Raw genomic sequence first — 26,728 nt, 5'->3', positions numbered from 1 at the left:
CGCTCTGGTCGCCGAAGCGGGGGGACCTCGATCCGCGCGGCCGGCTAATGGACCCTGTGACTGTATAACGGCCTATACAGTCGCGGGTTGGGTTGCCGTCAGGTCCAGGTGGTTGCCGGGCCAGCGGCGGCGCAGCCAGCGATCATGAGAGGCGATGACGACGGCGCCCGGAGCGGCGTGCAGTGCTGTGAAGAGCTCCTCGGCGAGGGTGAGCGAGATGTGGTTGGTCGGCTCGTCGAGGAGCAGCACGTCCGGCGGGTCCGCGAGCAGGACCGCGAGCGCGAGCCGCCGCCGCTGGCCCACGGACAGCTCGCCGACAGGCCGGCCGAGGTCCCGCGAAGACAGCAAACCCAGGCGGGACAACGGCGGCGCGTCGTCCCCGAGCGCGGCGCGGTAGACCTCGTGGGCCACGCGCTCCGGATCGGGGTACACAACGTCCTGCTCCAGCAACCCCACGCGCAGCCCGGGTCCGAAGTGGACGGACCCGCGCGAGGGTGCCAGCCGGCCCGCCAGCACCGACAGGAGCGTGGACTTGCCTGCACCGTTGCCGCCGGTCACGAGCAGGCGTGCCGAGCCGCTCACGTCGAGCCGGTCGAGGGTCAACCGGCCAGGCACGTCCAGGTCCCGCACCGAGATCGCCGGTCCTTCGCCGGACGCGGCGACCGTGAGGCGTGCCCGGAATCGAAGTGGCGCAGGGGGTTTGCGCACCTGGTCGTGTTCTAGCTCGTCGAGCCGCAGCTGGGCGTTGCGGACGCGCCGGGACACCTGTTTCTGCACCCGGCCTCCCTTGAAGTTGTAGAGGTTCTTGTCGCCGTCGGGCTGCGCGCGGTTGTGCGCGACCCGCCGCGCCGTGACCGCGACGGACTCCCGCAGCTCCTTCAGCTCGTCCTGTTCCTCGGTGTAGCGCTGCTCCCAGCGCGCGCGTTCGGCCCGCTTCTGGTCGAGGTAGTCGCTGTAGGTGCCGCCGTAGCGCGTCGCCCCGCCCACGAGCCGGTCGGCCGGCGCCGGGTCGAGGTCGACGATGTCGGTGCACACCGCGTCGAGGAACACGCGGTCGTGCGAGGACAGCACGACGATGCCGGACAGCTCCGCGAGGTGGTGCTCCAGGAACTCCATCGCGGTGTCGTCGAGGTGGTTGGTCGGCTCGTCGAGCAGCATCGTGGCGGGACGGCGGATCAGCAGTGCCGCCAGCCCGAGCCGGGACCGCTGCCCGCCCGACATCTCGCCGAGGAGCCGGTCGCGCCCGAGCGCGCCGAGGCCCAGCCCGTCGCACACCAGCTCGGCGCGGCGGTCGGCGTCCCAGAGGTCGTGGGCCTGTGCCCACTCCAGGAGCTTCCCGTACTCGTCGAGTACGCCCGCGTCGTCGGGCTGGTCGGTCATCGCCGCGGTGAGCGCGTCGAGCCGAGCGGCGGCCGAGCGGATGTCGGCCAGCGCGTGGTCGAGGACGTCACCGAAGGTCGCCGACGCCGGGAACGGCAGCTCCTGCAACAGAAAGCCGACGTCGTCGCCGCGGACGATCTCGCCCGAGCGCGGCTGTTCGAAGCCCGCCAGCAGGCGCAGCAGCGTGGACTTGCCGGTGCCGTTCTCGCCGACGAGCCCGAGGCGGCGCCCGGCCGACGCGGTGAGCGAGACGCCGTCGAGGACGGTCCTGGCGCCGTAGCCGAACACGACGTCGGTGGCTTTGAGGGACAAAGACATGGGGGATCACCGGCCCTGGTGGGTAAAGCGGGTTCCCCGACGGGACTCGTGGCTCGCGGGAGCGGTGCTCGACCGGAAGCTGCCTCGGTGCGGGAAAGGGCTGGGCTCAGTTGTCCATGATGGGAAGAGGTTAACGCAACACCAGTAGGGTTAGTCAACCCCGAATTTCGCGAGGCTGCCGCGCGGCCTCGTCGACCTGCTGTGTGGCCAGGTCCGCGGCCGACTCGCCCTCGGTCAGGAACGACACCAGGGCGGTGAGCTGACGGCGGTCGAACCCGGCCAGGCGTTCGCCGAGACGCTGGGCGAGCGGGGCGTAGAGCTCGGTCAGCTCCGCCATGCGGTCGGGCAGCGCCCGCACGCGCAGCCGCCGGCGGTCCGCGGGGTCGGGCGCGCGCTCCACGAGCCGGGCGCGCTCCATCCGGTCGAGCATCCGCGTGAACGCGCCGGTGGTCATCCCGAGCAGCCGCGCCAGCTCCGTGGGGGAGTCGGTGGCGCCGCTGTGCACGAGCTGCAGGCAGTGCAGCTCGGCCGGTGTCACGCCGAGCCGGTCGGCGACCGCGGTGTGGAAGCGGACCGTGGCGCTCACGAACCGGGGGAGTGCCAGTGCGGCGGCAGTGGCGAGTTCTCGCTGGTGGGGCAACAGACCGTCCTCGGCGCGGGAGTGGCTGGCGGACACAACGACTGCGCGGAGCAGTAACTGTCCGTGATGGTAGCGAAGCCCGTTGACAGCAGGTCGGGCGGCTGCAACTCTGAAAGGGAAGTTTCGAAAGAAACCCTTCAGGATTTGAAGTCGCAGAGCCGGAGGACCGATGGCCGAGCTGCCGCCGCGCAAACGCATCGACGACGCCGAGCTGCTGCGTGCGCTGGCGCACCCCCTGCGTTCGGCGCTGCTGCACCACCTGATGGCCGTCGGGCCCCGCACGGCCAGCGAATGCGCCGACGCGGTCGGCTCCACCGCGTCCAACTGCAGCTGGCACCTGCGCCGGCTCGCGCAGCACGGCCTCGTGGAACGCGCCGACGCCACCGACGGACGCGAGCGGCCGTGGCGCGCCCTGCAGGTCGGCCTCGACCTCGGCGACCCGGGGGACGACCCGGCGTTCAACCGGGCGCAGCTGGCCGTGGTGGGCACGCAGCTCGCGGAGGAACAGGACCTCACGCGGCGCTACCTGGACTCCCTCGAAACGCTCGACCCGGCCTGGCGCGCGGTGGGCGGCTTCAGCTCGTACACGCTGCAGGTCACGCCGGCGGAGCTCGACCGGCTGCTACAGGCGGTTGACGCGCTGGTCCGCCCGTACGTCGGCGCCATCCGCGAAGACACGCCGGAAGACGCGCTGGCGGTGCACGTCGGCCTGCGCGCGTTCCTGCGGCTCGGGCCGGACGGGGAGCCGGTGTCGTGAGACAGCTGCTGGGCGTGCCCGCGTTCGTGCGGCTCTGGCTGGCCGCGTTCTTCGGCGAGTCCGCCGAGTGGATGCTGCAGGTCGCACTGCCGGTGTTCCTGTTCGCGACCACCGGCTCGGCCGCGACGACGGCGCTGAGCGTCGTGCTCGGCCTGCTGCCCGCGGTGCTGCTGAGCCCGGTCGCCGGGGTCGTCGCGGACCGGTGGGACCGCCGGGCCGTGCTCGCCGTGGTGTGCGTCGGCCAAGCGGCGGTCGCGCTGCCGCTGCTCGCAGGAGATGGCATCCCCGTCGCGCTCGTGTACCTGGTGACGGCCGCGCAGGCCGGGCTGGCGTCGGTGTTCGAACCGGCGCGCAACGCGCTGGTGCCGGAGCTGGTCGGCGTCGCCGAGGTGACCGGCGCCAACGGCCTGATGAGTGTGAACGGCAGCGTCGCCCGGCTCGCGGGCGGCTGGGCCGGTGGCGCGCTGCTCGGCTGGGGCGGGCTGGACCGCGTGGTGCTCGGGTACCTCGGCGCGCTCGCCGTCGCGGCGCTGCTGCTCGCGCGTCCGTTCCCGGGTCCGGCGGCGCCACGCGTCCGTCAGCCACCCCGGGAACCCGTCGTCGCCGCGTGGCTGGCCGGGCTGAGAGAGCTCACGCGGGACCCGCGGCTGCGGGCCACCGGGATCGCGACGGTGCTCGTGTCCGTGGCCCAGGGGATGTTCCTGGTGCTGTTCGTGGTCTTCGTGCTGGACGTGCTCGGCGGCAGCGAGGCCGACGCGGGGCTGCTGCGCGGCGTGCAGGCGATCGGCGGGCTGGCGGCGGGCTTCGGCGTGGCGACGCTCGCCCGGCGCGTGGCGGGCGCTTCGCTGCTCGCGTGGGGCTCGCTGGCGACCGGTCTGGTGTCGGCGTTGATCTGGAATACGGCAGCCCTCACGACGGCGCTGGGGATCTACGTGGGCCTGTTCGCGGTGGCCGGCGGACCCGCAGTGCTTACGGGCGCCGGCCTGCTGGCGCACGTCCAGAGCGTGGCGGCGCCCGAGCGTGCCGGCCGGGTGCTGAGCACGGTGTTCGCCGTGGTCGCGGCGGCCCAGGCCGCCGGGTCGCTGCTCGCCGGGTCGCTGGTGGCCGTGACCGGCCCGGCGGTGCTGCTCGACGTGCAGGCCGGCGTCTACGTGGTGGCCGGGCTGGTGCTGCTGGGGTGGCGTAAGGGGCGGTTCTGGCGATCTGCCGGTCGGGAAATGGCTACGGTGGAGGAGTGCCGTCTCTCTTCGCCACCAGCGACCTCCACGTGACCCACGAGGGCAACGGGCCGATCCTCGACCGTGTCGTGCCGGATTCACCGGAAGACTGGCTGCTCGTGGTCGGTGACGTCGCCGAACGCTCGTCCGTCATCCGCGACACGCTCGCCACCCTGCGCGAGCGGTTCGCCAAGGTCGTGTGGGTGCCGGGCAACCACGAGCTGTGGACCACGCCGAAGGACGAGTCGCAGCTGCGCGGCCAGGCCCGCTACGAGTTCCTCGTGGAGCAGTGCCGGGAGATCGACGTGCTGACTCCCGAGGACGAGTTCCCCGTGTGGGAGCACGGCGCCAGGCCGCTGACGATCGCGCCGTTGTTCGTGCTCTACGACTACAGCTGGCGTACCCCGGCCGCCGCGGGCAAGACGATCGAGGAGGCGCTCGCGCAGGCACGCGAGGCCGGCGTGGTCTGCACGGACGAGTACTTCCTGCACCCCGACCCGTTCCCGAGCCGCCAGGCCTGGTGCGCCGAGCGCCTGAAGGTCAGCACCGACCGCCTCGACGCCATCCCGGCCGAGCACGGCACGATCCTCGTGTCGCACTGGCCGCTGCACCGCCACCCGACCGCGCCGCTGCACTACCCGGACTTCGCGCTGTGGTGCGGCACCACGGAGACCGAGGACTGGCACCTGCGCTACCGCGCCGAGCTCGCCGTGTACGGCCACCTGCACATCCCGCGCACGACGTCGGCCGACGGCGTGCGGTTCGAGGAGGTCTCGCTCGGCTACCCGCGCGAGTGGAGCCGCCGCGCCCGCGGGGCCGTGCCGCTACGGAAGCTGCTGACTGCGTGACCGGCGAACCCCGGATTCGCACCGTCCTCGGCGACGTCGCGCCCTCGTCACTCGAGGTGTGCGACGCCCACGACCACCTGTTCTTCGCCTCCCGGCAGCTCGCCGGGCAGGACCTCGACGACGTGGCGGCCGCCGAGACCGAACTGCGGGCGTTCGCGGCCGCGGGCGGGCGCACGGTGGTCCAGTGGACGCCGTTCGGCCTGAACCGCCGCGCGGCCGACCTCGCCGCGCTTTCGCAGGCGACCGGCGTGCACGTCGTCGCCGCGACGGGCTTCCACCGCGCCGAGCACTACCCGGCCGACGTCCTCGACCGCGTCGCCGACCGGCTGGCCGAGATCTTCGTGGCCGACCTCCTCGACGGCATCCCCGCGGGCGACGACCCGGACGCCGACCGCACCGGACCTCGCGCGGGCCTGATCAAGGTCGCGGGCGCGTTCCACGTCGTCGACCGGCACGCCCGCTGGACGATGGTCGCCGCCGCGCAGGCCCATCAGGAAACGGGCGCGCCGATCGCCGTGCACCTGGAGCTGGGCACCGCGGCCCGGGAGGTCGCCGACCTGCTGTGCGGCGAGCTGGCCGTGCCGCCGTCGCGCGTGATCCTGGGCCACCTCAACCGCAACCCCGACCTGCGTGTGCTGCGAGAGGTCGCCGACACCGGCGTCTTCCTGGGTTTCGACGGCCCGTCGCGCGCCAACCACGCCACCGACTGGCGCCTGGCCGACCTGCTGTTCGAGCTCGCGACCTCCGGTCACACCGGCCAGCTGCTCCTCGGCGGCGACACGACCACCGCCGCGGCCCGGCTGTCCTCCGGCGGCGGCCCCGGCATCCCGTACCTGCTCACGACGCTGCGGCCCCGGCTCGTCCGAGCCCTGGGCGACGACATCGTGCAGGCGATGCTGGTCTCGAATCCGGCCCGTGCGTTCGCGGCCCGCTGGCGTCGCTGAGCCGAGCCCGGAGACGGGAAAGGCCCCCGCCGCGAGTGCGGCAGGGGCCATTCCGGCTGGGTAGCGGCTCAGCGGAGGCCGAAGCCCCCGCCCTCCTGGCCCGGGCGGCGCCGGCGCAGGTAGCGCTCGAACTCGGCCGCGATCTTGTCGCCGGAGACCTCCTCCATGGTGAAGTCGGTTTCCGCGTCGCCGCGTTCTTCGAGGCTGCGGACGTACTCGCTGATCTCCTCGTCCTCGTCGGCCATCTCGCTGACGGTCCGCTGCCACTCCTCGGACTGCTCGGGCAGCGCGCCCAGCGGGATCTCGACGTCGAGGACATCCTCGAGCTTGTGCAGCAGCGCCAGGGTCGCCTTCGGGGACGGCGGGTGCGACACGTAGTGCGGCACCGCCGCCCAGATCGACACGGCGGGGATGCCGGCCTGCACGCAGTAGTCCTGCAGCACGCCCACTATCCCGGTCGGCCCCTGGTAGTTGTTCAGCTCGAGGCGGAACCGGCTGGCGGTGTCCTTGTCGTAGGCGGTCCCGGTGACCGGGACGGGCCGCGTGTGCGCGGTGTCGGCCAGCAGCGCGCCCAGCGCGACGACGGTGTCCACGTCGAGCTGCATGATGTGCTCCAGCAGCTCCGCGCAGAACGCGCGCCAGCGCATGTTCGGCTCGGGGCCCTGCACCAGCACCACGTCGCGGTCGAGCCCCTCGGGCCGGCAGATGGACAGGCGCGTGGTCGGCCACTCCACCTGCCGGGTCACGCCGTCGACCATGCTGATGGTCGGCCTGCTGACCTGGAAGTCGTAGTAGTCGTCCGGCTCCAGCTCCGCCAGCGGGGTGGCGTCCCAGTTGAGCTGCAGATGCTCGATCGCGCGGCTGGCCGCGTCGCCAGCGTCGTTCCAGCCTTCGAAGGCCACCACCATCAGGGGGCGCTTCGATTCCGGGCGGGCGCGATCCGGGTCTCCGGGTCGCTGGGTCTCGTCGACTGGCTCACTCACCTTCCCAGCCTACGACCCTTCGCCCGTAACCTGTGCAGCATGTCCGACCGCGCGCCGTCACCACCGCCGCCCGCGCGCGGCGCCCGGGTACCGGTGTGCGGGACACGCCGGGGAGCCGCAGCTCAGCGCCTTGTGGACGGTGCGCGGCGCCCCCGCCCGGCGGCGCGATGCGGATGGGATACTGGAGACGATCCGGCCCGCCGTCGTGCCCGGTCCCCCCGGTGGACGGTCCGGGGCCGCCGCCGGCGCGAGGCAAGCCCACTCTTTCGGGGCGGATTCGTGCGGGTGCGCCGCGGCCGTCCGTCCACCCGCCGACGCACCGACAAGGAGAAACCGTGACTGCACCGTCCTCTTCGGACGGACTGGGCGCCGTCCTGTGGGACATGGACGGCACGCTCGTCGATTCCGAGAAGCTCTGGGACGTCGCGCTGTACGAGTGCGCGGAAGCGCTCGGCGGCAGGCTGTCCGAGGAGCAGCGGATGACGCTCGTGGGGTCCAACATGGACGCCACGGCCACCTACCTGCTGGAGGTGACCGCGCGGGAGGTCACGCCGGAGTCGGTCGCCGAGACCGGCGCGTGGATCCGACGGCGCACGGCGGGCCTGTTCGACGACGCGCTGCCGTGGCGCCCGGGCGCGCGCGAGGCGCTGGCCGCGGTGAAGGCCGCCGGCATCCCTTCGGCGCTGGTCACGTCGACCGAGCGCGCGCTGACGGAGCTGGCGCTGCAGACGATCGGCCGCGAGTTCTTCGACGTCACGGTGTGCGGTGACGAGGTCGACGGGCTGAACAAGCCGCACCCGAGGCCGTACCTCAAGGCCGCCGAGCTGCTCGGCGTGCCGCCGGAGCGGTGCGTCGCGGTGGAGGACTCGCCGCCGGGCGCGGAGTCGGCCGAGAGCGCAGGCTGCTCGGTGCTCGTGGTCCCGAACGACGTGGAGGTTCCGGCGGGGCCGGGGCGGGTGTTCCGCGAGTCGCTCGCGGGCGTCGACGTGGCCGCGCTGGCCGCGTTGCTGCCGCGAGTGTGACCCTTGCGGCATCGGGGTCACCCGGGGCAGCGCCCGCCCGTGCGGGATGGAAGGATCTGCAGACCGTGAAGACCTTCGATGAGCTGTTCGCGGAGCTTGCCGAGCGCGCCCGCACCCGTCCCGACGGGTCCGGCACCGTCGTCGCCCTCGACGACGGGGTGCACGCACAGGGCAAGAAGGTGCTCGAGGAAGCCGGCGAGGTGTGGATCGCCGCCGAGCACGAGTCCGACGACCGCCTCGCGGAGGAGATCTCGCAACTGCTGTACCGGGTCCAGGTACTCATGCTCGGCCGGGGGATCTCGACCGAGGACGTTTACCGCTACCTGTGACGCGTTCGCGCACCGGAGATCGAGGAGAGAGTCACATGCTGCGTGTTGCCGTGCCTAACAAGGGAGCCCTCGCCGCGGCGGCGGCCGAGATGCTTTCCGAGGCGGGCTACCGCAAGCGACATGACTCGAAGGACCTGACCGTGCTCGACCAGGTCAACGAGGTCGAGTTCTTCTTCCTGCGCCCCAAGGACATCGCGATCTACGTCGGCTCCGGCGAGCTGGACCTCGGCATCACCGGCCGGGACCTCGCGCTCGACTCGGGCGCGCCGGTCGAGGAGATGCTCGCGCTCGGCTTCGGCGGGTCCACCTTCCGCTACGCCGCCCCGGCGGGCCAGGACTGGAAGCCGGCCGACCTGCAGGGCAAGCGTCTCGCGACCTCGTACCCGCGGCTCGTACGTGAGGACCTGGCACGCCACGGCGTGGAGGCCGAGGTGATCCGCCTCGACGGCGCCGTGGAGATCTCGATCCAGCTCGGCGTCGCCGACGCGATCGCGGACGTGGTCGAGTCCGGTCGCTCGCTGCGCCAGCACAACCTGGTGGCCTTCGGCGACCCGATCTGCGTGTCGGAGGCCGTGCTGCTGCAGCGCGCGGGCAGCGACTCGGCGAAGGCGAAGAGCCAGCTGGCAGCGCGGCTGCGGGGTGTCGTGTTCGCGCAGCAGTACATGATGCTCGACTACGACTGCCCGCGCACGCTGCTGGAGCAGGCCATCGCCATCACCCCGGGCCTGGAGTCGCCGACGGTCGCCCCGCTGGCCGACGAGGACTGGGTCGCCGTGCGCGCGATGGTGCCGCGCAAGAAGGTCAACCAGATCATGGACGAACTCGCCGAAGTGGGCGCCAAGGCGATCCTCGCCTCGGACATCCGCTCCTGCCGGTTGTAATCAAAGCTGTGTTTTCTGCCTCGGCTCCGCCGAGGCGTGCGAGATCGCCTTTGAGCCGGCGTTTGAATCGAGCGATCTGATCGGCCGGGGGCCGATCGCATCGCTCGATTCAAACGCCGGCGCGATCTCGCGCTGTGGTCACCCAGCGGTTCGCCTTTGAGCTGACCGTCCGATAAGGACAGACAGCTACCTCGGCCGGGTAGGGCGTTTGGGCATCAAGTCGTAGAGCTTTTTGCGGGCGCCGTTGTCGTTGGCGTTGCGGGTCATCGCGACTTCGGAGATGAAGTCCTCGAAGACGAACTCGTCGTCGGCCGGGACTTCGGTGGGGCCGGGGTTCTGGGCCAGGTAGCCGTCGAGGGTTTCGGCGATCTCGCGGAACGACAGGGCCTGCAGGGTTTCCGGGGCGTACGTGGTGACGGGAACGCCGTTGGCCGCGGCCTCGTTCATCACGACGCCGAGCGGTACGTGCGAGAGCATCGGGACGCCGAAGCTGTGCATCTCCTGTAGCGCGGCGGCCGCGTAGTGGGAGATCGGGCGGCGGTAGAGCCCGGGCACGATCCCGTACCACGCGATCGGCGTGCGGCCGGTGGTCTGTTCCACGTAGCGCACCTGGTCGCCGAGCAGCCGCAGCGCGCGGATGCTCGTTTTGTCCGGCTGCACCGGCACCAGGATTCCGTGTGACGCCGCGAGTGCGTTGTTGGTCAGCACGTCGAGCGCGGGCGGGCAGTCGATGACCACGTGGTCGTAGTTCGCGAACTGGATCACGCGCGCGAGCTGCCAGCCCGGCACGCGGAACGAGTCCAGCCGGCGGATCAGGTCGAACATGCCCGGCGACGTCGGGATCACGTCGAACGCGCCGCCGCGGCCGAGGTTGCTGCGCGGGTGCGGCACCGCGAGCTCCTCGATCGGGCCCTTCCAGAGCTTCGTGAGCGCCTTCGCGAGCGTGGGTGTGTCACCGGACGCCTCAGCCAGGCCGAGCATCTCGGTCGTCGCGTGCCCCTGCGGGTCGAGGTCGATCAGCAGCACGCGCCGGCCGCGTTCGGCCAACGCCGCGGCCGCGCCCACGCTGAGTGAGGTCTTGCCGACCCCGCCTTTCTGGTTGACCACCGAGGTGATCTGCATGCCGGAGCGCTCCCTTGTCGGTCGTTCCGCGAAGGTTATTGGATCTGGGGCGCGGGCGCGCGGTTATCCGTTTTGGGCCTGTCGCGGCCGGACGAGCAGAGCCTGCGCGCCGGTGCCGATCGGACCGGAGCCGTCGTGCAGAGTACTCGTGGCGGTGCCGACGCCGTGCGGGCCGACCAAGGTCACGGCGTCAAGCCCGATCCACTCGCCCTCCGGCGCCCGGCGCAGGTGGACCGTGAGCTCCGAGTTGATGAACCACCAGTCGTCGGTGGGCAGGAAGTGGGACACGCCGTTGGCCGAGTCCGCGACCGCGAACAGCCGCTGCAACCCGGTGGGCTCCTCGCCGTCGACGAGCGGGATCCGCTGCCGGCCCCACACCGCGGCCGGGCCCGGTGCCGAGATGCTGCCGCGCACGGCCCGCCACTCGACGGCGTTGAGGTAACCGCCGCGCCAGTCGGCGGGGAACGTCGTCTCCGTGCCCACCTCGGCCGAGGGCAGCAGGGGACCGGCGTCGGTCGCGACGCTCGTGGTGTCGGTGGTCGCGATCCGCCACGCGCTGGCCCGGGCGATCAGCTTGCCGCCCGCGGACAGCTCCGACTGCAACAGCTCCACCGACCGGCCCGGCCGCTCGATCCACGACCGCTGGTCCAGTTCCGCGACGGGCGCCGGCCCGAGGATCTCGATGGTCACGCGCGCGATCAGCGCCGGGTGCGGCGCTTCGAGCTGTTCCAGCCCGCGCGCGAGCAGCGCCGACGGTGGCCCGAAGTGCTGCGCGCCGGGTACCCAGGGACCGCTGGTGTGCTCGGTCGCGGCGTACCGCTCGTCGCCGAGCGGGACGTAGAACGCGTCGGCCATCAGTCGGCCCGGTCCAGTGCGGTCTCTTCGCCCGCGTCGGGTTCCGGCCAGCCGGGGTACTCCGGCGGAGTGCCGCCGAACTCCGGGCAGTGCGCCTGGTGGTCGCACCACGAGCACAGCTTGCCCGGGTTGGGCCGGAAGTCGCCGGTCTTGCCCGCCTTGAGGATCGCCTGCCAGATGGCTTCCAGCGTGCGCTCGAACCTCACCAGCTCCGCTTCGTCGGGCGTGTAGGCGAGCGACTGGCCGTCGGTGAGGTACATCAGCTTCAGCTGCCGCGGCACGATGCCGCGCAGCCGCCACAGCACCACGGCGTAGAACTTCATCTGGAACATCGCCTTGGCCTCGCCGATCTCACGCGGCGCGGCCCCGGTCTTGTAGTCCACCACGCGGATCTCGCCCGTCGGCGCCACGTCCACGCGGTCAATGTACCCGCGCAGCAGCACCCCCGAGCCCAGCTCGATCTCCACGTGCAGCTCACACGCCTCCGGCTCCAGCCGGCGCGGGTCCTCCAGCTCGAAATACGCGTCGAGCAGCTTCTCCGCCGACGCCAGCCACTTGTCGGATTCGCCCTCCTCGGCGTCCGTGAACAACTCGGTCCACTCCGGACTCGCGGCCGACAGCTCCGCCCACGTGGGCGCCAGCAGATCCTTCGCCCGCGGCGCCACGCGCTCACCCGCGGGCAGACCGAACAGCCGTTCCAGCACGGCATGCACGAGCGTCCCGCGCACCTGGGCCTTCGTGGGCACCTCGGGCAGCCGGTCGACGGCCCGGAATCGGTAGAGGAGCGGACACTGTTTGAAATCGCTGGCACGTGACGGCGACAGCGCCGGCCGCCTGCGGACGGGCGCGTCACCGGTTCCCGGTGGGGTGATGACCGTAGCGGTGTCGGGCATGGCCAGAGCGTAACGCTGGGCACCGACAGGATTGTTGGCCCCGGCTCCGCCGGGGCGTGCGAGGTCGCCTTTGAGTCGGTGTTTCGACGAGGGCGGTCGGATCGGCCTGGCGGCCGATCGCACCGCCCTCGTCGAAACACCGACGCGACCTCGCTGGTGAGTTGACTTGGGAAGGTGAGTGAGGGGCTGGCCCGGTGGGGGGAGTTGGGAGGGAGGGTGCGTTTGGTGGTGGGGTCGGGCGTGTCGGGGTGGCGGCGAGGGGACGGCAGTCGGCTTTGCCCACGACCACACCCGCCGCGTTCGGACGACTGCCATCCGCGCTCTGCCGCCTCGCCGCGCTGACGAGGCAATCCCAGCGGGAGATCGTGCCGCCAGCTGTCGAGGCGACCCACCAGCGAGATCGCGCCGGCGTTTCGATCGAGCGTGCGATCGGCCCCCGGCCGATCAGACCGCTCGATCGAAACGCCGGCTCAAAGGCGATCTCGCACGCCTCGGCGGAGCCGAGGCAGACAACGCGGAGCCGAGGCAGACAACACAGCACGCCACGCCGTAGGCGGGGCAAAAGACACAGGTCACTCCCTTCCCACACCTTGACCCCTACTCTTGCCCGCATGGCCGCGACCCGACAGCACGGTGCCGGGCCGTCCCGGCGCGCCACGCCCGGCGACGGCGGGCTGCTGCTGTTCCGGGTGGCCGGGGTGCCGGTGCTGCTGGCGCCGTCGTGGTGGATCGGGTCGCTGATCATCGTGGTGCTGTACGCGCCGCTGGTGGGGCGGCTGCTGCCGGACGCGTCGACGCCCACGTCGTGGCTGCTGGCGGCCGCGTTCGCGGTGTTGCTGGGGCTGTCGGTGCTCGCGCACGAGCTGGGGCACTGCCTCGTGGCGCTGCGGTTGGGGATTCCCGTGCGCCGGCTGCGGCTGTTCTTGCTCGGTGGGCTGTCCGAGGTCGCGCGAACGCCGCGCCGGCCCGGGCAGGAAGGGCTGGTGGCCGCGGCCGGGCCGGCGGTCTCGCTGGTGCTGGGCGGGTTCTGTGCCCTGCTGATGCTCGCCGTTCCGCCGGACGGTGCGGTGTGGCTGCTGGTCGCGGAGTGCGCTGTGGCGAACTTCGCGGTGGGCGTGTTCAACCTGCTCCCCGGGCTGCCGCTCGACGGCGGCCGCCTTGTGCGGGCCGGCGTCTGGGCCGCGACGGGGATGCGCGCCAAGGGCACGCGCGCCGCAGTGGCCGGGGGCGCGGTGGTCGCGACGGGCCTGATCGTGTGGGCACTGTGGGGCCTGGCCACCCAGAGCGAGGACCGCTGGCTGCGGCTCGGCGTCTGCGTGGTCACGGCCTGGTTCGTGATCCTCGGCGCCCGTTCGGAGCTCGCGGCCGAAGCCCGGCGCAGCTGGCCCGACGGCCTCGAGCTGGCTGCGCTGGTCCGCCCCGTTCTGCAGCTGCCCGCGGAAAGCCCGGTGTCCGACGCGCTCGCCGCCTCGGCCGGCCGCGGGGTCGTCCTCGTGCGCGCCGACGGGGTCGCCGCGGGGCTGCTCGACGAGCAGGCCGCCGAACAGCTGGCCGGGACCCACCCGCACGCCCCGGCGGAGCTCGCGGCCGAGCCGATCCGTGCCGAAACGGTGCTGCTGGCCTCGGAGCCGGGGGAGGAGATCGCCGAGCGCGTGCGCGAAACCCCCGCGTGGCAGTTCCTCGTGGTCGACGACGAGGGCCGCCCCGCCGGCGTGCTGCGCCGCGAAGACCTCCGGGCCGCGCTCGTGCGCGGCCGCCACGCTCACTGAGAGTGCACCCGACCGGCGACCCGCGCGGACGACCTGCGAGGATCTGACGCCAGCGTTTCGCGTGTGAGGTGGAGGAAGAAGTTGTCGGTCAGCGGACCGTTTCGCGCAGGAGACCGGGTTCAGTTGACGGACTCGAAGGGCCGGCACTACACCCTCACGCTCGCCGAGGGCGGCGAGTACCACACGCACCGCGGTGCGCTCGCGCACGACGAGCTGATCGGGCTCCCTGAGGGCTCCGTGGTGACCTCGGCCGGCGGCAGCAACTACCTCGCGCTGCGGCCCCTGCTGCCGGACTACGTGCTGTCCATGCCGCGCGGCGCCCAGGTGATCTACCCCAAGGACGCGTCGCAGATCGTGATGTGGGGCGACATCTTCCCGGGTGCGCGCGTGCTCGAAGCCGGTGCCGGCTCGGGCGCGCTGACGCTCTCGCTGCTGCGCGCCGTCGGCCCGGCCGGGCACGTGTCCTCCTACGAGATCCGCGACGACCACGCGGAGCACGCCGAGCGCAACGTCGTGAAGTTCTTCGGCGAGAAGCCGGACAACTGGACGCTCACCGTCGCGGACCTGGCTACGCACGCCGGCGAGGTCGACCGGGTCGTGCTCGACATGCTCGCGCCGTGGGACCAGCTGCCGAACGTCGCCGCGCACCTCGTGCCGGGTGGTGTCCTCACGGTGTACGTGGCGACCGTCACACAGCTTTCCCGCGTGACGGAGTCGTTGCGGGAACAGCAGTGCTGGACCGAACCGGAGTCGTGGGAGACGCTGATGCGCCCGTGGCACGTCGTCGGCCTCGCGGTGCGGCCGGACCACCGGATGGTGGCGCACACGGCGTTCCTGCTCACCGCGCGCCGGCTCGCCGACGGCACGGTGTCCCCGCGCGTGTCGCGCCGGCCCGCGAAGGGCAAGGGCTGAGGCCTAGCCCGGCACGCACCATCGGCCGTTTTCCCGGTGCATCGGGAACGGCGTGTCCTTGCGCCCGCCCGCGCCTTCCACGTGCACGGTGACGCCGGCCGAGTCCCCGGCCACGTTCGGCGGCCCGGCGAGGGTGACGGTGAGCGGTCCCGCCGCGTCCCACTGGGACTGCAGTCGGGCCAGAGCCTGGGACGTCTGCGGTTCGCACGTGAGCCGGCCGAACTCCGTGGCGTCGCCGCGCTTGATGGCGTCGACGATGGCGTTGGCGAGTACGTTCGTCGCGGCGACGTCCGCGTCGCTCGCGGGCAAGGAAAACGGGGGGACGCTCGCAGGCTGGGCAGGCACTACAGGCGGTGGCGGTGAGGGCCCGGCCGGTGCGACCAGCACCAGGCCGAGCACCGCGCCGGCCACGAGAGCGCCGAGCACGACGAGCCCGGCGGTGAGTCTGCCACTCACCGCCGGGGTCTCACTGCTTGTCCGCCTGGGCGTCGACCAGGCACCAGACGCCGGCCTCGCGCTTCGAGGTCATCGTCCCGTTCGCCGTTTTCGCGCCCTGCGTGGCCTTGTACCGCACGGACGCAGTGTTGCCGTTCTCCTGTGCGGCGCCCGTGAGCTGGATCTGGGTGGTCGGGATGTCCACGGCGCCACCGTTGTAGAGGCTGCGGCAGGCCAGTCCGGCGAGCGCGGCACCGTCGCCGCTGGTGAAGTCGTCCGCGGCGGCCTGGAACAGCTCCTGCGCGCTTTGTTTCCCGCCGGGTGCGGGCGAGTTGCTGCCGGAGGCCGACCCCGTCGACGGGGTCGAACCGGTGCTCGTGCTGGGTTGGGTCGGCGCGCCGGTGTTCGGCAGGCCCCCGCCCGGGCTGCTCACGGCCGGGGGCGCCGGCGGGGCCGCGGTGTCGGTTTTGTCCTTGTCGTCACCCGAAAGCCCGATGACGAGACCGATCGCGGCACCCACCACGACCACCACGCCGACGGCGATCCCGACGATCAGGCCGGTCTTCTTTTTCTTCGGAGGCTGCTCGTTGTAGCCGCCGAAGGACTGATAACCACCCGGTTGGCCGTACTGATCGCCGAAACCGCCCTGCTGGTGGCCCTCCGGCTGCCCGAACTGCTGCGTTCCACCCTGCTGGTACGGATCTTGCTGCCCGTACTGCTGGGGCCCGCCGTGGGGCTGGTAGGGATCTTGCTGCCCGTACTGCGGCGGCTGGGAGTACGGATCTTGCTGCCCGAAGGGCGGGGGCTGCTGAGCCGGGTAGCCCGGCTGCTGCTGCGGACCGGACTGCGGGTACCCGCCCTGCGGGGGCCAGGTGCCCGGCTGCTGCTGCCCGCCGTGGGGCTGCCCGCCGGGGTAGCCGGGCTGCGGCTGAGGGCCGGACGGGGGCTGACCTGGGCCCTGCTGGGACTGTCCGTAGGGATTCGGCTGCTGCCCGTAACCTCCGTAGCCACCGCCCTGCTGGCCGTGACCACCGGGCTGCTGCGGCGGGTAGGTCATGTGTGGTGCCCCCTAGTGTTCCTTCGCGTGCCGACCTGGCCACCGGGTGAGGTGAACCCCGGGGGATGCTAGCCAGGCCGCCCGGGATCCGTGCGCTCAGGCCGGAATCCGGCGAAACCGGGGTTGCCGGCGGGGCCGAGGGGTACCTGCACCGTGCTTGCTTTCGCCTGGTGGAACACGGCGTGACGGCCTCCGGTGTCCGGGCACCGAATCGGCCGCTTGCGCATCCGTGACGACCGTGCTGAGCGGGTGCGGAAATCGCGACGCGCCGATCTTGTGATGCGGAAAGGCCTTTTATTGTCGGTGATCGCCGGTACCGTGGAATGAAAAGCACTCCGAGGAGGTGCCCGATGCATCATGACCTTCCCGGAGGTCGGCGCGAGGAGGCCGACCCTTCAGCAACAGGCGGAGCTGGGCAGACGGCGGAACAACAAGCCCGGCAGATCCGTTTTCTCGAGGAGGAAGTGGCGCTGTTGCGTCGCAAACTCACCGATTCGCCGCGGCAGAACCGAGTTCTCGAACAGCGCCTCGCCGAGGCGTCCGAACGGGTGAGCCAGCTCACCGAGCGCAACACGAAACTGGTCGAGACCCTGCGCGAGGCGCGTGGTCAGCTGCTTGCCCTCCGCGAAGAGGTCGACAGGCTGGCCCAGCCGCCGAGCGGCTATGGGGTCTTCGTCACCTCGTACGAGGACAACACGGTGGACGTCTTCACCGCGGGCCGCAAGATGCGGGTCTCGGTGTCGCCGGCCGTGGAGATCTCGTCGCTGCGCCGTGGTCAGGCGCTGCGTCTCAACGAGGCACTCACCGTCGTCGAAGGCGGCGATTTCGAGCGCACCGGTGAGGTGTGCGCACTGCGTGAGGTGCTCGCACCCGAGGACGAGGGCGGCGTGCCCCGTGCTCTCGTGGTGGGGCACGCGGACGAGGAGCGGGTTGTCCTGATCTCCGAACCGCTGGCCGAGCAGCCGCTCAAGCCTGGCGACTCGCTGCTCGTGGACACGAAGGTCGGGTACGCGTACGAGCGCGTGCCGAAGGCCGAGGTCGAGGACCTGGTGCTGGAGGAGGTGCCCGACGTCCGCTACGAGGACATCGGTGGCCTGAGCAGGCAGATCGAGCAGATCCGCGACGCGGTGGAGCTGCCGTTCCTGCACGCCGATCTCTACCAGGAATACCAGCTGCGGCCGCCGAAGGGTGTGCTGCTCTACGGGCCCCCGGGCTGCGGGAAGACGCTCATCGCCAAGGCGGTGGCCAACTCCCTGGCCAAGAAGGTCGCGCAGGCGCGGGGCGACAAGGAGGACGGGAAGTCCTACTTCCTGAACATCAAGGGCCCCGAGCTGCTCAACAAGTTCGTCGGTGAGACCGAGCGGTCCATCCGCCTGATCTTCCAACGGGCTCGGGAGAAGGCCTCCGAGGGCACTCCCGTCATCGTGTTCTTCGACGAGATGGATTCCATCTTCCGCACCCGTGGTTCGGGCGTGTCCTCCGACGTGGAGACCACGATCGTGCCGCAGCTGCTGTCGGAGATCGACGGTGTGGAAGGGCTGGAGAACGTCATCGTCATCGGCGCCTCCAACCGTGAGGACATGATCGACCCGGCGATCCTGCGGCCGGGCCGGCTCGACGTGAAGATCAAGATCGAGCGTCCGGACGCCGAAGGCGCGAAGGACATCTTCTCCAAGTACCTGGCCGAGGGCCTGCCGATCCACGCCGACGACCTGGCGGAGTTCGGCGGGGACCAGAAGGCCACGTTCGACGCGATGATCCAGCACACGGTCGAGCGCATGTACGAGGAGAGCGACGAAAACCGGTTCCTCGAGGTGACCTACGCCAACGGGGACAAGGAAGTCCTGTACTTCCGCGACTTCAACTCGGGCGCGATGATCCAGAACATCGTGGACCGGGCGAAGAAATCGGCCATCAAGTCGGTGCTGGAGACCCAGCAGCCCGGCTTGCGCGTGCAGCACCTGCTGGACGCGATCGTCGACGAGTTCGCAGAGAACGAGGATCTGCCGAACACCACGAACCCGGACGACTGGGCCCGGATCTCCGGCAAGAAGGGTGAGCGGATCGTCTACATCCGCACGCTCGTCACCGGCAAGAACCAGGACTCGGGGCGGGCGATCGACACCGCCACGAACACGGGTCAGTACCTGTAGAAAACGCAGTACCCCGACGTGGGGCCGCCGGTTCGCCGGCGGCCCCACGCCTGCGTTTCACACCTTTCCGGCCACGCTCGCGGTCTGCCGTCGACGAAGCGAGAGTTTCCCGTGCGACGCGAGGATTCCGAGCACCACGCCCACCCCGGATGTGAGGTAAGTCACCGACGATGCGTGTGCCGCGCCCCAGGCCGCTACTACGCGTGTGTTCCACACATACGCGATCCTCGTTCCCAGCACGCTCAGCGTGAGCATGCTGACCACCACGGCGGCGCTGAGGTGCATCGGCTGGGTCGCCACCAGGGGGGCCAGCAGTAAGAGCAGCACGGTCGCGAAGCCGACCTGCCCGAACGCCACTGTGTTGTCTGCCCCGGCTCCGCCCTGCCGGAGGCGGGGCAGACAACTCAGAACAGGAAACTCGCGCCCCACACCACTGCCAGCGCGACGAATCGCGCACTGATACCGAACTGCCCGGTCATGCCCCTCCTGATCGACTGCCACACTCGTGGCCAGTCAACGGCTCGCCACGCCGCGAGACCAGCGGTTATCGGCCATCTCATCCAAGTCTGGTGTATAACGACCTATACTTCACGGCTGTGAGCACCGACGACACGCCGCGCCCGCGCGCCCCGATCACCGAAGCCGACGTCCTGACCTGGCTGGAGACGACCGCGGCCGCCGTCCAGGCGGGGGAGCTGAACGCCAACGACCTCATCGACCTGCTGGGGGAGTTGCGCCGCGCGTCCGCCGCCTGTGCCGACGCGTCCGACTGGGCCCTGCTCGCCGCCCGCGAGGAAGGCGCCAGCCTCCGCCAGATCGCCCCGGTCTTCGGCAAGGGCTACGTCCGGGCGCCCGCCGCCCGGCTGGAAAAACTCCACCGCCAAGCCCAGAACTCCGGACAATGGCTCGCCATCCTCCGACACAAACAAACTGTATAACGACCTATACAGCTGGCCTTGGTCTTAAAAACCCGTGGCCGGCAACGCATTCCCGTCACCACACCAAACCTGCACAGACAAGGACACCGAATGGAGCGCATCGCGGTCGGGCTAGCCGCTCTCGGCCGGCCCGCGTACATCAACCTGGGCCGGGAGCTGCCGGGGACACGGGACGTGCCGGCGATGCGCGCCGCGACCCACGAGGTGCTCGACGCGGCCTACGCGGCGGGCGTGCGCTGGGTAGACGTCGCGCGTTCCTACGGGCTGGCCGAGGACTTCCTCGCGAGCTGGCTCGCGGAGACCGGCCACACCGACGTGACCGTGTCGAGCAAGTGGGGCTACCGCTACGCCGGCGAGTGGCGGCTCGACGCGCCGGTGCACGAGGTCAAGGAGCACTCGGCGGCGCGGTTCGCCGAGCAGTGGGCCGAGACGCGGGCCTTGCTGGCCGACCACGTGAGTCTGTACCAGGTGCATTCGCTCACTGTGGACAGTCCGTTGTTCTCCGACGCGGCGCTGATCGACGCGCTGGCAGGATTGTCCGATCAGGGCGTCGAGGTCGGGTTCTCCACGTCCGGGCCGGCGCAGGCGGACGCGGTGCGGCGCGCGTTCGAGCTGGAAGCGGCGGGGCGGCCCGTGTTCTCGTCGGTGCAGTCCACTTGGAACGTTCTGGAGCCGTCGGTCGGCGGGGCGCTCGCCCAGGCGCGCGCGGCGGGGAAACGGGTGCTGGTCAAGGAGACGCTGGCCAACGGCCGCCTGGTCGTGGAGGCGCCCGAGCCGCTCGCGCGCATCGCCGCCGCGCACGGGGTGGGTCCGGACGCGGTCGCGGTGGCCGCGGTCCTGGCGAACGACTGGGTTTCTGCGGCGCTGGTGGGTCCGTCGAGCACTGCGCAGCTGGCCGCGAACCTGGCCGCCACGCGGGTTTCGCTGACCGCGGACGAGGTGGCCGAGCTGGCGGGTCTGGCGGAGACGCCGGAGGAGTACTGGCGGCACCGGTCCCACCTCGGGTGGGACTGAGGGGCTGCATTACCCTCTCTGCAGCGCGCGCCCGGCGGGTGGGCCGCGGTTCTCGGCTCTTCCGGAGGGGCGGCAGGTGCGTCATCGGCAGGTGCTCGCGGTGGCGGCGGTAGCGCTGGTGGGGCTCACGACCGCGTGCGGCAACCGGCCCAACGATCTCGAGACGTACTACGACGATCCGACGCCGGTGAACGACGCGACGACGTCCGCGCCGGTGACTCCGCCGCCTGCCGCGCCGCCGAGTTCTCCCACGTCCGCCGCGCCCGATCCTCGGATTCTGGCCGCTGCGGCGGCTTCGGCCGCGTTGCTGTCCGATGAGGACGTTGCGGAGGAGGGCGTTTCGCCCGGGCCGGGCAAGGCGTCGGGGTGCTTGTCGGGGTTGGCTCAGGGGGAGCGGCGGTCGGCGAGCTGGGTGTACCCGAGTGGTTCGGGGATCACGCACGAGGTCACGGCGTACGCGGGCGGGTCGGGTGCCGACGTGGTGTCCGCTGCGGACTGTGCCGGTCAGGTGCTCGCGATCGCGCCGCAGCCGGGTGTTGCGCAGCAGCGGGCGTGGTGCGACGGGTCGACCTGCACGGTGCTGCTGGCGAAGGGTGAGCTGGTTTCGGCGTTGAGCGTGGTGGCGAGCACGCCGGCGCGGGCGGCGGACGCGGCGAAGCGGTTGCTGCCGAAGGTCGTGGCGAAGCTGGTTGCTCAGCCGTAGCGGCGGAACCACTCCTGCACGCCTTCGCGGCCGTCGGGGATGAAGGGGCTTTCGGGGTCGTCGACCCAGGCGCGCAGTTCGGTCAGGGGGAGCCAGCGGCCTTCGGCGATCTCTTCGGCCTGGTGGTGGATGGGGCCGTCCCAGCGGACTTCGTAGGCGAAGTTGTGGCAGTGGACGGTGCCCTGGTCGTAAATCTTGGTGAACAGGGGTTCCGGTTCCACTCCGTGGACGCCGAGTTCTTCGGCGAGCTCGCGGCGGGCGCAGTCGGCGGGGGTTTCGCCCGCGGCGACGACACCGCCGGCCCAGCAGTCCCAGGTGGACGGGAAGATGTCCTTGTCCGCGGTGCGGAGGTGGACGTACACGGATTCGCCGTCGCCCGAACGGACGAGCACCACGCCGGCGGCGTGCCACAGACCTTGGGCTCGGACGCGGGAGCGGGGTGCCTGGCCGACGACGTGGCCGGCGTGGTCATAGAGGGCAACGAGTTCGTCACTGCCTGGCATGGGGGCATCGTCGCACGGCCTTACCCCGTAGGGTGGTGGTATGCGTCGGATCATGGGAACCGAAGTCGAGTACGGCATCGCCGTGCCTGGGGACGCCACGGCGAACCCGGTGCTCACCTCGACTCAGGTGGTGCTCGCCTACGCGGCGGCTGCTGACATTCCGCGGGCTCGCCGGGCCCGGTGGGACTACGAGGTGGAGTCGCCGTTGCGCGACGCGCGCGGGTTCGACTTGACGGGTCCTGGTGGGCCGGGGCACGACCCGGACGTGGAGGATCTGGGCGCCGCGAACGTCATTCTGACGAACGGCGCGCGCCTGTATGTGGACCACGCGCACCCGGAGTATTCGGCGCCTGAGGTCACGAACGCGCGGGACGCGGTGATCTGGGACAAGGCCGGCGAGCGGGTGATGGAGGAGGCGGCGCTGAAGGCGGCGTCCGTGCCGGGTCAGCCGCCGTTGCAGCTGTACAAGAACAACGTGGACGGCAAGGGTGCGAGTTACGGCACGCACGAGAACTACCTGTGTTCGCGGTCGACGCCGTTCACCGCGATCATCGCCGGGTTGACGCCGTTCTTCGTGTCGCGGCAGGTGGTGACGGGCTCGGGGCGGGTCGGGATCGGCCAGCAGAGCGAAGAGGCCGGTTTTCAGCTGTCGCAGCGGTCGGACTACATCGAGGTCGAGGTCGGCCTGGAGACGACGCTGAAGCGCGGGATCATCAACACGCGCGACGAGCCGCACGCGGATGCGGACAAGTACCGGCGGCTGCACGTCATCATCGGTGACGCGAACCTGTCGGAGTACTCGACCTACCTGAAGGTGGGTACGACGGCGCTGATCCTGGACCTCATCGAGTCGGGGATCCGGTTCGACGAGCTGAAGCTGGACGAGCCGGTGCGGGCCGTGCACAAGATCAGTCACGACCCGACGTTGAAGACGAAGGTCGAACTGGCGAACGGGAAGAAGTTCTCGGGGCTGGACCTGCAGTTCGCCTACCACGAGATCGCGTCGGCGAACCTCGAGCGCACGGGTGCGGACGAGGCGTCGAAGGAGGTCCTGCGGGTCTGGGGCGAGGTGCTGGACGCGCTGACGCGGGATCCGCAGGAGTGCGCGGATCGGCTGGACTGGCCGGCGAAGCTGCGGCTGCTGGAGGGGTACCGAGAGCGGGACCAGCTGGCGTGGGGTGCGCCGCGGTTGCGGCTGGTGGACTTGCAGTACTCGGACGTGCGGCTGGCGAAGGGCCTGTACAACCGGTTGGTCACGCGTGGGTCGATGAAGCGGCTGGTCACGGAGGAGGAGGTCCAGGCGGCGATCACGACTCCGCCGTCGGACACCCGGGCGTACTTCCGGGGCCGAGCTCTGGAGAAGTACGCGACGTCGATCGCGGCCGCGTCGTGGGATTCGGTCATCTTCGACGTGGGCAAGGAGTCGCTGGTGCGGATCCCGACGCTGGAGCCGCTGCGGGGCACGAAGGCGCACGTCGGGAAGCTGCTGGACGCGGCGGCGACGGCCGAGGAGCTGGTCGAGGCGATCACCGGTTCGGACTAGTCCGAACCGGCACAGGGCCGCGGATCGGGATCGCGGCGTTGCCCCGAATGTCGGGGCCGCTGGGTAGGCTAGGAATCATCGGCCACACCGGGAGGCGATATGGCGCAGGAGAAGATCGAGAAGCACGGCGGTGGAGACTCCGACGAGGAGTTCGAAGCCACCGGAGCGGCGGGCCAGGAACGGCGCGAGAAGCTCGGCGAGGACGTCGACACGATCCTCGACGAGATCGACGACGTGCTGGAGGAGAACGCCGAGGACTTCGTTCGCGCCTACGTGCAGAAGGGCGGCGAGTAGTCGTTCGCGGCCGGTAGCCGCCCTCGGGTTTCCGGGGGCGGTTGTCGGTTGGCGTGCCGCTGCACGACTTCGGCGGTGCGGGCGACATACTGCGCGGCGACGGGTTGCGCGGCAGAGTTCGTCTCGGCACTGTGTCGGGTTGCACGGCTTCGGCGCGCGGCCTCAGCGTTGTTTCTTCAGCCGATACAGATGGGAACCAAGAGCACGTATGGACAACACCTTCCCTCGGGCGGGTTTTTCGGGACCCGGCCTGCCTGCTTCGTACTTCTCGCCGGCTTCGTCGTCGTTCGCGGACTTCGTGCGGGCGCAGGCGCCTGAGCTGTTGCCGGCGCGGCGGGTGCCGTCGTCCGGGGCGGGTGAGCTGGCGGTGCCGCACGGGACCACGATCGTGGCGCTGACGTTCGCCGGGGGTGTGCTGATCGCGGGTGACCGGCGGGCGACGTCGGGGAATCTGATCGCGAGCCGGGACATCGAGAAGGTGCACGTCACGGACGAGTACTCGGCGGTGGGGATCGCGGGTACCGCGGGCCTGGCCGTGGAGATGGTCCGGTTGTACGCGGTGGAGCTGGCGCACTACGAGAAGATCGAGGGTGTGTCGCTGTCGCTGGACGGCAAGACGAACAAGCTGGCCGGGATGGTGAAGGCCAACCTGGAGATGGCGATGGCGGGTCTGGCGGTGGTGCCGATGTTCGTGGGCTATGACCTGGAGGCCGAGGACGCGAAGCGCGCCGGCCGGATCATCTCGTACGACGCCGCCGGTGGGCGCTACGAGGAGAACGCCGGGTACGCGGGTGTCGGTTCGGGTTCGCTGTTCGCGAAGTCGGCGCTGAAGAAGCTGTATGACCCCGACGCGGATGTCGACGCCGCAGTGCGCGCGGCCGTGGAGTCGTTGTACGACGCCGCGGACGACGACACGGCGAGTGGCGGGCCGGACCTGGTGCGGCGCATCTTCCCGAGCGTTGTCACGATCACCGCCGAGACCGGTGCGGTGCAGCTGCCGTCGGAGCAGACGGCGGCGGTGGCGGAGGCCGTGGTGGCCGGCCGCGCCGAGCGCACGCACCACCGGCCGAGCTGATCGCCGGTGACTTTCCCGAACGCAGAACCTTCGACCGCCGGTACACCGGAGAACGTGGAGCCGACACCGTGACGATGCCGTTGTATGCCTCTCCCGAGCAGCTGATGCGGGAGCGTTCCGAGCTGGCGCGCAAGGGCATCGCGCGCGGCCGGAGCGTGGTGGTGCTGAAGTACTCCGGCGGGGTGCTGTTCGTGGCGGAGAATCCGTCGGCGACCTTGCACAAGGTGTCGGAGATCTACGACCGGATCGGGTTCGCCGCGGTGGGCCGCTACTCGGAGTTCGAGAACCTGCGGGTGGCGGGGATCCGGCACGCGGACCTGAAGGGCTACCAGTACGACCGGCGTGACGTGAGCGCGCGGGCGCTGGCGAACGCGTATGCCGCGACGCTGGGCAGCATCTTCACCGAGCAGCTGAAGCCGTTCGAGGTGGAGGTGTGTGTCGCCGAGGTCGGGGCGAACCAGTCGGAGGACCAGCTGTACCGGCTGACCTACGACGGGTCGATCTTCGACGAGTCGCCGTTCGTGGTGATGGGTGGCCAGACCGAGCCGATCAGTACGAAGCTGAAGGACACCGTCGACCCGGAGCACGATCTGGCGACGGCGCTGGCGACGGCGATCGAGGGCCTGCGGGCGACCGCTTCGACGGCGAACGGCAACAACGGTGCGGTTGCCGAGCCGGACCAGATCAAGCTCGAGGTCGCGGTGCTGGACCGGGCGCGGCCGCGGCGGGCGTTCCGCCGGCTGACGGGGGCGGCGCTGGACGCGCTGCTGCCCGAGCCGCCGGCGAAGGACGACGCCGAGAAGCCGGCCGAGGGTGACTCGAACGGTGACTCCGCCAAGGAGTGACGGCCAAGGAGTGAAGTAGTCGTGCGAGTGGGCCGCCCGGGTTTCCGGGCGGCCCACTCGGCGTTTCACGACTGGTTCAGGACTGGTTCAGGACGCCGGCGTGGGGCTGCGGAAGTTCTGGTCGGCGAAGGCCAGGAGGTAGGGCAGCGTCGCGCGGGCGGTGTGCCAGGTGTGGTTGAAGCCGTGTTCGGTGTGGACGACGGCTTCCTGGCCGCGGCGGTGCAGCGCGTCGGCGATGCGGTGGGCCGTGGTGACGTCGGTGGGGGCGCCGGTGCCGGCCGCGAGGAGCACGGAGATCGGTGCGGTGAACGTCATCGTCGGCAGGTAATGGCGTGGCGTGTTCGCGGCGATGGCTGAGGGATGGCCGTCGAGGACGCCGATGGAGTCGTTGAGGTCGTCGTAGGGCAGGGCGATCACGAGGGTGGCGAACTCGTCGAGGTGGTGCAGGCCGGTGTTGAGGGCGGCGAAGCCGCCGCCGGACATGCCGCCGAGTGCGCGGTGGCGGCGGTCGGCGAGGGTCCGGTAGTGGTGGTCGACGCCGGTGACGACGGTTTTGGCGAGGTAGGTCTCGAGTTGCGGGCCGCCGGGGACGTCGAGGCCTTCCCAGTCCTTGCTGGGCATGCCGGCCGTGAGGTCGACGCTGACCACGATCATCGGGGCGATCACGTGGTCGGCTTCGAGGTTTCTCAGCGCGTCGGGCGCGGCGCCGGAGGTGAGCCAGTCGCGCGGGCCGCCGTAGGGGTAGCCGTGGATCAGGTAGACGACGGGGTAGCGGTGGTCGGCGTTGGCCGGGTCGTCGTAGCCGGGCGGCAGGATCACGTAGTTCTCGCCCGAGGGCACGGCGTCGGCGGGGTCGGGCAGGCTGAGCACGTCGACGCGTTGCCCGGTGCTCACCACCGTGGGGTGGTGCTGCGCGGTGGCGGCGGTGTCGGCCGGCGCATCGGGTTCGTCGGCGCCGTCGTCGAGCAGCATCGCCACGGCGTCGGCCGCGCCGGAGCCGCGTTCGAAGAGCCGGCCGAGGTCGCCGGGGGTGCGGACGTAGCCGACGTAGCTGTTCACGGCGGTCACGGCCGCGAGGAGGAAGAGCACCACCGCGCCGCCGGTTCCCCAGCGGCGGGCGCGCCGGTGGTGCCCGAGCACGATGGTCACGGCGAGCACGGCGACGGCCGCGCCGGCGGCGGTCAGCCAGATCGCCGGTGACTCGAGCGGGCCGAGGTCACGCGCCTGCGCCGTGATGTCGGGCGGCAGTACCGGGTCGACCGCGGCCTGTGGCATCACGACCGCACCGCCGGGCGCGT

General features: G+C 71.1%; 28 protein-coding genes. 17 read left to right on the top strand and 11 right to left on the bottom strand.

Annotated elements, in window-relative coordinates:
* Positions 1-72: 72 nt before the first annotated feature.
* Both K1T34_RS45425 and K1T34_RS45420 read right to left on the bottom strand, forming a co-directional pair.
* Entirely contained in the window at positions 73-1,698 is a 1,626-nt protein-coding gene (locus tag K1T34_RS45425; protein WP_220240801.1) for an ABC-F family ATP-binding cassette domain-containing protein, read from the bottom strand.
* Positions 1,699-1,852: 154 nt separating this feature from the next.
* Positions 1,853-2,338 carry a MarR family winged helix-turn-helix transcriptional regulator gene (locus K1T34_RS45420; RefSeq protein WP_220240800.1) on the bottom strand — a complete coding sequence of 162 codons (486 nt, stop codon included), beginning with the start codon at positions 2,336-2,338 and terminating at the stop codon, positions 1,853-1,855.
* Positions 2,339-2,507: 169 nt separating this feature from the next.
* Between K1T34_RS45420 and K1T34_RS45415 the strand changes: the two genes are divergently transcribed.
* The 4 genes from K1T34_RS45415 to K1T34_RS45400 are packed head-to-tail and all read left to right on the top strand — an operon-like array spanning position 2,508 to position 6,104.
* Positions 2,508-3,095, top strand: coding sequence for a helix-turn-helix transcriptional regulator (locus K1T34_RS45415; protein WP_220240799.1), 588 nt, complete (start codon positions 2,508-2,510; stop codon positions 3,093-3,095).
* On the top strand, positions 3,092-4,366 hold the full coding sequence (locus K1T34_RS45410; RefSeq protein ID WP_220240798.1) for an MFS transporter: 1,275 nt from the start codon (positions 3,092-3,094) through the stop codon (positions 4,364-4,366). Before K1T34_RS45415 ends, K1T34_RS45410 begins: the two co-directional genes overlap by 4 nt.
* Complete coding sequence (locus tag K1T34_RS45405) at positions 4,330-5,160, top strand: metallophosphoesterase (protein ID WP_220240797.1); 831 nt, start codon at positions 4,330-4,332, stop codon at positions 5,158-5,160. The genes K1T34_RS45410 and K1T34_RS45405 overlap by 37 nt, the downstream gene beginning before the upstream one ends.
* Positions 5,157-6,104, top strand: coding sequence for a phosphotriesterase (locus K1T34_RS45400; RefSeq protein WP_220240796.1), 948 nt, complete (start codon positions 5,157-5,159; stop codon positions 6,102-6,104). The genes K1T34_RS45405 and K1T34_RS45400 overlap by 4 nt, the downstream gene beginning before the upstream one ends.
* A 68-nt stretch (positions 6,105-6,172) precedes the next feature.
* Here the strand turns inward: K1T34_RS45400 and K1T34_RS45395 are convergent, their stop codons facing one another.
* Positions 6,173-7,087, bottom strand: coding sequence for a PAC2 family protein (locus K1T34_RS45395; RefSeq protein ID WP_220240795.1), 915 nt, complete (start codon positions 7,085-7,087; stop codon positions 6,173-6,175).
* Between the two features lie 335 nt (positions 7,088-7,422).
* Here K1T34_RS45395 and K1T34_RS45390 point away from each other — a divergent pair, with 335 nt between their 5' ends.
* From K1T34_RS45390 to hisG, 3 genes are all read left to right on the top strand, one after another.
* Positions 7,423-8,109: an HAD family phosphatase gene (locus tag K1T34_RS45390; RefSeq protein WP_255638038.1), complete on the top strand. Its 687-nt coding sequence runs from the start codon at positions 7,423-7,425 to the stop codon at positions 8,107-8,109.
* Between the two features lie 65 nt (positions 8,110-8,174).
* Complete coding sequence (locus tag K1T34_RS45385; RefSeq protein WP_184778231.1) at positions 8,175-8,438, top strand: phosphoribosyl-ATP diphosphatase; 264 nt, start codon at positions 8,175-8,177, stop codon at positions 8,436-8,438.
* A gap of 35 nt (positions 8,439-8,473) precedes the next feature.
* The gene (gene hisG / locus K1T34_RS45380; protein WP_220240794.1) at positions 8,474-9,319 is read left to right on the top strand and encodes an ATP phosphoribosyltransferase; all 846 of its coding nucleotides are present in this window, start codon (positions 8,474-8,476) and stop codon (positions 9,317-9,319) included.
* Between the two features lie 186 nt (positions 9,320-9,505).
* Here hisG and K1T34_RS45375 read toward each other — a convergent pair whose 3' ends face one another.
* From K1T34_RS45375 to K1T34_RS45365, 3 genes are all read right to left on the bottom strand, one after another.
* Positions 9,506-10,441, bottom strand: coding sequence for a ParA family protein (locus tag K1T34_RS45375; protein WP_220240793.1), 936 nt, complete (start codon positions 10,439-10,441; stop codon positions 9,506-9,508).
* A 63-nt stretch (positions 10,442-10,504) separates the two neighbouring features.
* Complete coding sequence (locus K1T34_RS45370) at positions 10,505-11,296, bottom strand: thioesterase family protein (protein ID WP_220240792.1); 792 nt, start codon at positions 11,294-11,296, stop codon at positions 10,505-10,507.
* Complete coding sequence (locus tag K1T34_RS45365; RefSeq protein WP_220240791.1) at positions 11,296-12,189, bottom strand: RecB family exonuclease; 894 nt, start codon at positions 12,187-12,189, stop codon at positions 11,296-11,298. Before K1T34_RS45365 ends, K1T34_RS45370 begins: the two co-directional genes overlap by 1 nt.
* A gap of 611 nt (positions 12,190-12,800) precedes the next feature.
* Here K1T34_RS45365 and K1T34_RS45360 point away from each other — a divergent pair.
* Positions 12,801-13,958 (top strand): M50 family metallopeptidase, encoded by a 1,158-nt coding sequence (locus K1T34_RS45360; protein ID WP_220240790.1) that lies wholly within the window; start codon positions 12,801-12,803, stop codon positions 13,956-13,958.
* Positions 13,959-14,039: 81 nt separating this feature from the next.
* A complete protein-coding gene (locus tag K1T34_RS45355) occupies positions 14,040-14,870 on the top strand; it encodes a tRNA (adenine-N1)-methyltransferase (protein ID WP_220240789.1) in 831 nt (276 codons plus the stop codon).
* Between the two features lie 3 nt (positions 14,871-14,873).
* Here K1T34_RS45355 and K1T34_RS45350 read toward each other — a convergent pair whose 3' ends face one another.
* Complete coding sequence (locus K1T34_RS45350) at positions 14,874-15,326, bottom strand: hypothetical protein (RefSeq protein ID WP_220240788.1); 453 nt, start codon at positions 15,324-15,326, stop codon at positions 14,874-14,876.
* A gap of 10 nt (positions 15,327-15,336) precedes the next feature.
* Positions 15,337-16,362 (bottom strand): hypothetical protein, encoded by a 1,026-nt coding sequence (locus tag K1T34_RS45345; RefSeq protein ID WP_220240787.1) that lies wholly within the window; start codon positions 16,360-16,362, stop codon positions 15,337-15,339.
* Between the two features lie 350 nt (positions 16,363-16,712).
* Between K1T34_RS45345 and arc the strand changes: the two genes are divergently transcribed.
* Positions 16,713-18,515, top strand: coding sequence for a proteasome ATPase (gene arc, locus K1T34_RS45340; RefSeq protein ID WP_220240786.1), 1,803 nt, complete (start codon positions 16,713-16,715; stop codon positions 18,513-18,515).
* 57 nt (positions 18,516-18,572) lie between these two features.
* Here arc and K1T34_RS45335 read toward each other — a convergent pair whose 3' ends face one another.
* Entirely contained in the window at positions 18,573-18,872 is a 300-nt protein-coding gene (locus tag K1T34_RS45335) for a hypothetical protein (RefSeq protein ID WP_220240785.1), read from the bottom strand.
* Between the two features lie 239 nt (positions 18,873-19,111).
* Between K1T34_RS45335 and K1T34_RS45330 the strand changes: the two genes are divergently transcribed.
* The 3 genes from K1T34_RS45330 to K1T34_RS45320 all read left to right on the top strand — a co-directional run bounded on the left by K1T34_RS45330 (position 19,112) and on the right by K1T34_RS45320 (position 21,170).
* The gene (locus K1T34_RS45330; RefSeq protein WP_220240784.1) at positions 19,112-19,453 is read left to right on the top strand and encodes a hypothetical protein; all 342 of its coding nucleotides are present in this window, start codon (positions 19,112-19,114) and stop codon (positions 19,451-19,453) included.
* Positions 19,454-19,543: 90 nt separating this feature from the next.
* On the top strand, positions 19,544-20,467 hold the full coding sequence (locus K1T34_RS45325; protein ID WP_220240783.1) for an aldo/keto reductase: 924 nt from the start codon (positions 19,544-19,546) through the stop codon (positions 20,465-20,467).
* A 76-nt stretch (positions 20,468-20,543) separates the two neighbouring features.
* A complete protein-coding gene (locus K1T34_RS45320) occupies positions 20,544-21,170 on the top strand; it encodes a hypothetical protein (protein WP_220240782.1) in 627 nt (208 codons plus the stop codon).
* On the opposite strand, the gene K1T34_RS45315 is transcribed toward K1T34_RS45320, so the two are convergent.
* Positions 21,161-21,673, bottom strand: coding sequence for an NUDIX domain-containing protein (locus K1T34_RS45315; protein WP_220240781.1), 513 nt, complete (start codon positions 21,671-21,673; stop codon positions 21,161-21,163). The two genes, K1T34_RS45320 and K1T34_RS45315, sit on opposite strands and share 10 nt — an antisense overlap.
* 40 nt (positions 21,674-21,713) lie before the next feature.
* Here K1T34_RS45315 and dop point away from each other — a divergent pair, with 40 nt between their 5' ends.
* The 4 genes from dop to prcA all read left to right on the top strand — a co-directional run bounded on the left by dop (position 21,714) and on the right by prcA (position 25,430).
* Positions 21,714-23,216, top strand: coding sequence for a depupylase/deamidase Dop (gene dop / locus K1T34_RS45310; protein ID WP_220240780.1), 1,503 nt, complete (start codon positions 21,714-21,716; stop codon positions 23,214-23,216).
* A gap of 99 nt (positions 23,217-23,315) precedes the next feature.
* A complete protein-coding gene (locus K1T34_RS45305) occupies positions 23,316-23,510 on the top strand; it encodes a ubiquitin-like protein Pup (protein ID WP_220240779.1) in 195 nt (64 codons plus the stop codon).
* A 208-nt stretch (positions 23,511-23,718) separates the two neighbouring features.
* Positions 23,719-24,585, top strand: a complete 867-nt coding sequence (gene prcB, locus K1T34_RS45300) for a proteasome subunit beta (RefSeq protein WP_220240778.1) — start codon at positions 23,719-23,721, stop codon at positions 24,583-24,585.
* Positions 24,586-24,653: 68 nt separating this feature from the next.
* A complete protein-coding gene (gene prcA, locus K1T34_RS45295) occupies positions 24,654-25,430 on the top strand; it encodes a proteasome subunit alpha (protein ID WP_220240777.1) in 777 nt (258 codons plus the stop codon).
* Positions 25,431-25,517: 87 nt separating this feature from the next.
* Here the strand turns inward: prcA and K1T34_RS45290 are convergent, their stop codons facing one another.
* Complete coding sequence (locus tag K1T34_RS45290; RefSeq protein ID WP_255638037.1) at positions 25,518-26,705, bottom strand: esterase family protein; 1,188 nt, start codon at positions 26,703-26,705, stop codon at positions 25,518-25,520.
* Positions 26,706-26,728: the final 23 nt, after the last annotated feature.

It is taken from the genome of Amycolatopsis sp. DSM 110486 (genome assembly GCF_019468465.1).
Classification (GTDB): Bacteria; Actinomycetota; Actinomycetes; order Mycobacteriales; family Pseudonocardiaceae; genus Amycolatopsis.
This window is presented reverse-complemented; position numbering and strand designations above follow the sequence as displayed.